This window comes from Nocardiopsis sp. TNDT3, from assembly GCF_003427465.1.
Classification (GTDB): Bacteria; Actinomycetota; Actinomycetes; order Streptosporangiales; family Streptosporangiaceae; genus Nocardiopsis; species Nocardiopsis dassonvillei.
The window spans coordinates 1-3,495 of sequence record NZ_QPFC01000227.1 but is presented as its reverse complement, the minus strand read 5'-3'; the positions used below and the strand labels follow the sequence as shown (position 1 = coordinate 3,495).

Sequence of the window (3,495 nt, the reverse complement as noted above, 5' to 3'; positions counted from 1 at the left end):
CCCGGACCCGGACCCGACCGACCCGCCCGAGGGCACCAACCTCAGCGCCGGGGCCGGAGCCGACGGCTCCGGCAAGGCCAGCGGGACCAGCTACGGCAACGTCGTCGACGGCGACATGGGCACCTACTGGTCGCCGAGCGGCTCGACCGGCCGCATCTCGGTCAAGTGGGGCTCCGACACCACGGTGTCCACGATCAACATCCGCGAGGCGGCCGGGGCCGAGGGCAACATCGGCTCCTGGCGGGTCGTCGACCACAACACCGGTGACGTCCTGGCCACCGGGAGCGGAGCGGGCGTCATCGACTTCGAACCGACGACGCTGCGCAAGATCAACTTCGAGATCACCGGCTCGAACGGCACGCCGCGCGTCGCCGAGTTCGAGACCTACGCCGGATAGCGGCCCACCCGTGACCGATCCGGCCGGGAGCCCCTGAGCCGACCGGACACCGGCCGGTCCGCCCGATCCGTTCGGGCGGACCGGCCGTCGCATGCCAGGGCGTGTGCCGCCGGGCGGAGACGGCGAACCGGCTGACGCGGAGCCCGCGCGTGTGCGACCGTGGCCGGTGGGCCGGACTCCACGCGGCACGGGCGCACCGGCCCGTCCGGCCGCCCGGAGGGGAGCGCGCATGCGCGTGTACTACGACACCGAGTTCGTCGACCGGGGGTCGGAGCACCCCCTGGTCCTGGTCAGCATCGGCATGGTGGCCGAGGACGGCCGCGAGCTGTACGCGGTCAGCTCCGAGTTCGACCAGGACCTCGTGCGCTCGGACCCGTGGCTGTCCGAGCACGTCTGGCCGCAGCTGCCCCTGCGCGGCGGACCGGAGGACGCCGTACTGGACACCGGCCATCCGCACGTGCGCACGCGCGGGGAGATCGCGCGCATGGTGCACGAGTTCCTGCGCGACACCCCCGAACCGCAGCTGTGGGCGTGGTACGGCTCCTACGACCACGTACTGCTGTGCCAGCTGTGGGGAACGCCCCGGGAGACGCCGCGCGAGGTGCCCTTCCTCACCCACGACCTCAAACAGGAGGCGGTCCGGCTCGGGGACCCGAGGCTTCCGCCCCAGACGTCGGGGCTGCACCACGCCCTCGCCGACGCTCGGCACCTGATGCGGCGCGCGCGGTGGCTGCGGGAGCACTCCTGACCCGTGCCTCTCCTGCCGAGGGCCCTCCCGGGGCCGGGCCAGCGGTAGGCCGACCCCCGATGACCGCCCGGGCCCCGGGGGCGGTCCGCGGCCGTGCCCGGATACCCGGGACATCGGGATTTCCCAAGTATCCGGGTGCCCTGGGCATCCCACCGTAGGATGGGTGGACGCCGAAGCGAGGGGAAGCACGATGGTCCGGCTCACCAGGGCGCAGCGCCAGGCCCGCAACCGGGCGCGCGTGCTGTCCGCGGCCGGGGACGAGTTCGCCGAGCACGGTTTCCGCGACGCCAAGGTCGACCGTATCGCCGAACGGGTCGACCTCACCCGGGGCGCGGTCTACTCCAACTTTCCCGGCAAGCGCGCCCTGTACCTGTCGGTGCTGGCCGACGCCGCCGAGCGCTCCGCCGACGCCGCCCGTCCCGAACCCGGGCACAGCGCCCGCACGGCGCTGGGCGCGCTCGCCCGCGCCTGGGCCTCCCGGCTCCCCACCATCGGCGAGTCCTCGCTGACCGGGACCGCGCTTCCGCCCGAGGTCCTCTCCGACGAGCCCGTCCGGAGCGCCTTCGCCCAGCTCATGCGGTTGAACGCGCTCCTGCTCGGCCTGTCCCTGGAGGCGTTGGCGCCCCCGTCCGTCCCCGGCGGACGCCGGGTGCGCGTGGCTGGGACCGTGCTCACCACCCTGTACGGGACCGGCCAGCTGGTCGGTGTCGCGCCCGGCTTCGCGGACCCCTTCGCGGTGGTGCGCGCCTGCGAGCGCCTGGCCGACCTGGACCTGGAGGACGCCTGGCCGCCGCCCCACCTGGAGCACGTGCGCCAGGCAGTGCCCGCCGACGAGGAGTGGTCACCGCCGGAGGCCTTCGACGCGGTCCGCAGGCGTGCCGTGTCCCTGGCCGGGGACGGGATCGTGGCGATCCTGGGCACGCACCGCCTCGAAGCGGCGGAGGAGGCGCTGCGCTCCGCGCCCGCGGGCTCCCCCGTGACCGCCGTGGTGGTCACCGGGGACCCCGACGAGCTGACCCCGCTCGCGCGGCTGGCCGTGGCCGACCTGTGCGGCTGCCTGCGCCAGGCCTTCCCCGAGAGGGCCTGGCCGCGCCTGCGCGTGGTGTTCGACCCCTCCGGTGAGATCGCCGCGGCCGCGGGCGTGCCCGTGGTCGGCGACGCCACCGAGAGCGCCGTCCGCGTCGTCGGCGGTCGGATCACGGCCCGCTCCGACGCCCGCGGCGCGGGCCACGCCGTCGCCGCGCTCCTCGGCGCGCGGGCGGACCGCCGGTAGACGGCCCCCGGCCAGGGGCCCAATCGGCCGCCCCCGAACGGCGCCCCGCGAACCGGCAGGCCCGCACCGGGGGGCTCGTCCCCGGACGCCTGCCCAGCGGTTCCGGCCGATCCGGTGGCTCCGGAGTTCACGGGGGCCGTGGTGGCCGACCGGTTCAGGAGGGTCCCGCCCCCGGTCCCTCCCCCGTGTCCGCGTCCTGCGCAGGAGACCGTCCTCCCAGGGCGCGCAGCACCCGCGCACCCTCCGGCCCCGCGCCCGAGGCGCGGGCCCGCGCCGCCTCGGCCGGGCCGAACCCCGCCACCGTCCAGGCCGCGACCTCCTCACGGGGCACGCCCGCGTCCCACCACGCGCACATGAGCGCCAGCGCGTCGCGGCCGTCCCCGGCCAGCGCCGCGCCCTCCCGCGGGGAGAACCCGATCGCCCGGTACACCCGGGCCTGCGCGGGGTCCACCCCCGCGCGGGCCCACGGCACGGCGTCGGCGCCGTCCCAGCCCGTGTCCAGGTAGGCGCGCGCGGTCGCCGCGGGTACCCCCGCCGACAGCAGGGCGTCCAGGGTCTGGGCCTGCTCCTCGCTCAGGTCCAGCCCGGGGGCCCGCCGCACCGGCAGCAGGGCCCGCAGCAGCCGCCGGGGCCGGGGGCGCTCGCCCGCCAGGTGCCGTTCGGCCGCCTCTGCGGGGGAGTAGCCCAGTTCGTGCCAGCGCACGGCGTCCGCCGGGGTCATCCCCGCGCGGAGCATGGGCCGGACCGTGTACGGGGTCATCCCGGCCGCGCGCCACTCCAGGGCGGGGCCGGGCCGGTACACGCCGCTGCCGCGCCAGCGCTCGGCGGAGTCCAGCACGAACCCGGCGTCGATCCAGCGGCGGGCGTCCGCCACGGTGAAACCGCGCGCGGTCCACAGGTGCAGGTCCTCGGGTCCGGGTTCGTGGTCGTCGAACGCGACGTTCACGGTCTCCTCCATCCGTCGGGGCCCTCGGCGGGGCCCGGGTTCGTGGGCGGCGCCGTGCCGTGGACACCGGCGCCCGTCCGTTCGTGTCGGGGGTCGGCGGGCAGGGGCACGACGTGGGCCCCGCCGAGGGC

Annotated in this window: 3 protein-coding genes and 1 pseudogene; 3 read left to right on the top strand and 1 reads right to left on the bottom strand. The window is 76.7% G+C overall.

Going from position 1 to position 3,495, the window contains the following annotated elements:
* The 3 genes and pseudogenes from DQW06_RS06240 to DQW06_RS06230 form a co-directional block, all read left to right on the top strand.
* Window positions 1-397, top strand: a pseudogene (locus DQW06_RS06240) (pectate lyase); the annotation flags it as partial.
* Between the two features lie 229 nt (window positions 398-626).
* A complete protein-coding gene (locus DQW06_RS06235; RefSeq protein ID WP_117198126.1) occupies window positions 627-1,145 on the top strand; it encodes a 3'-5' exoribonuclease in 519 nt (172 codons plus the stop codon).
* A 190-nt stretch (window positions 1,146-1,335) separates the two neighbouring features.
* Window positions 1,336-2,418: a TetR/AcrR family transcriptional regulator gene (locus DQW06_RS06230; RefSeq protein ID WP_117198125.1), complete on the top strand. Its 1,083-nt coding sequence runs from the start codon at window positions 1,336-1,338 to the stop codon at window positions 2,416-2,418.
* A gap of 154 nt (window positions 2,419-2,572) precedes the next feature.
* Here DQW06_RS06230 and DQW06_RS06225 read toward each other — a convergent pair whose 3' ends face one another.
* Complete coding sequence (locus DQW06_RS06225) at window positions 2,573-3,376, bottom strand: hypothetical protein (protein ID WP_117198124.1); 804 nt, start codon at window positions 3,374-3,376, stop codon at window positions 2,573-2,575.
* Between the last annotated feature and the right edge of the window lie 119 nt (window positions 3,377-3,495).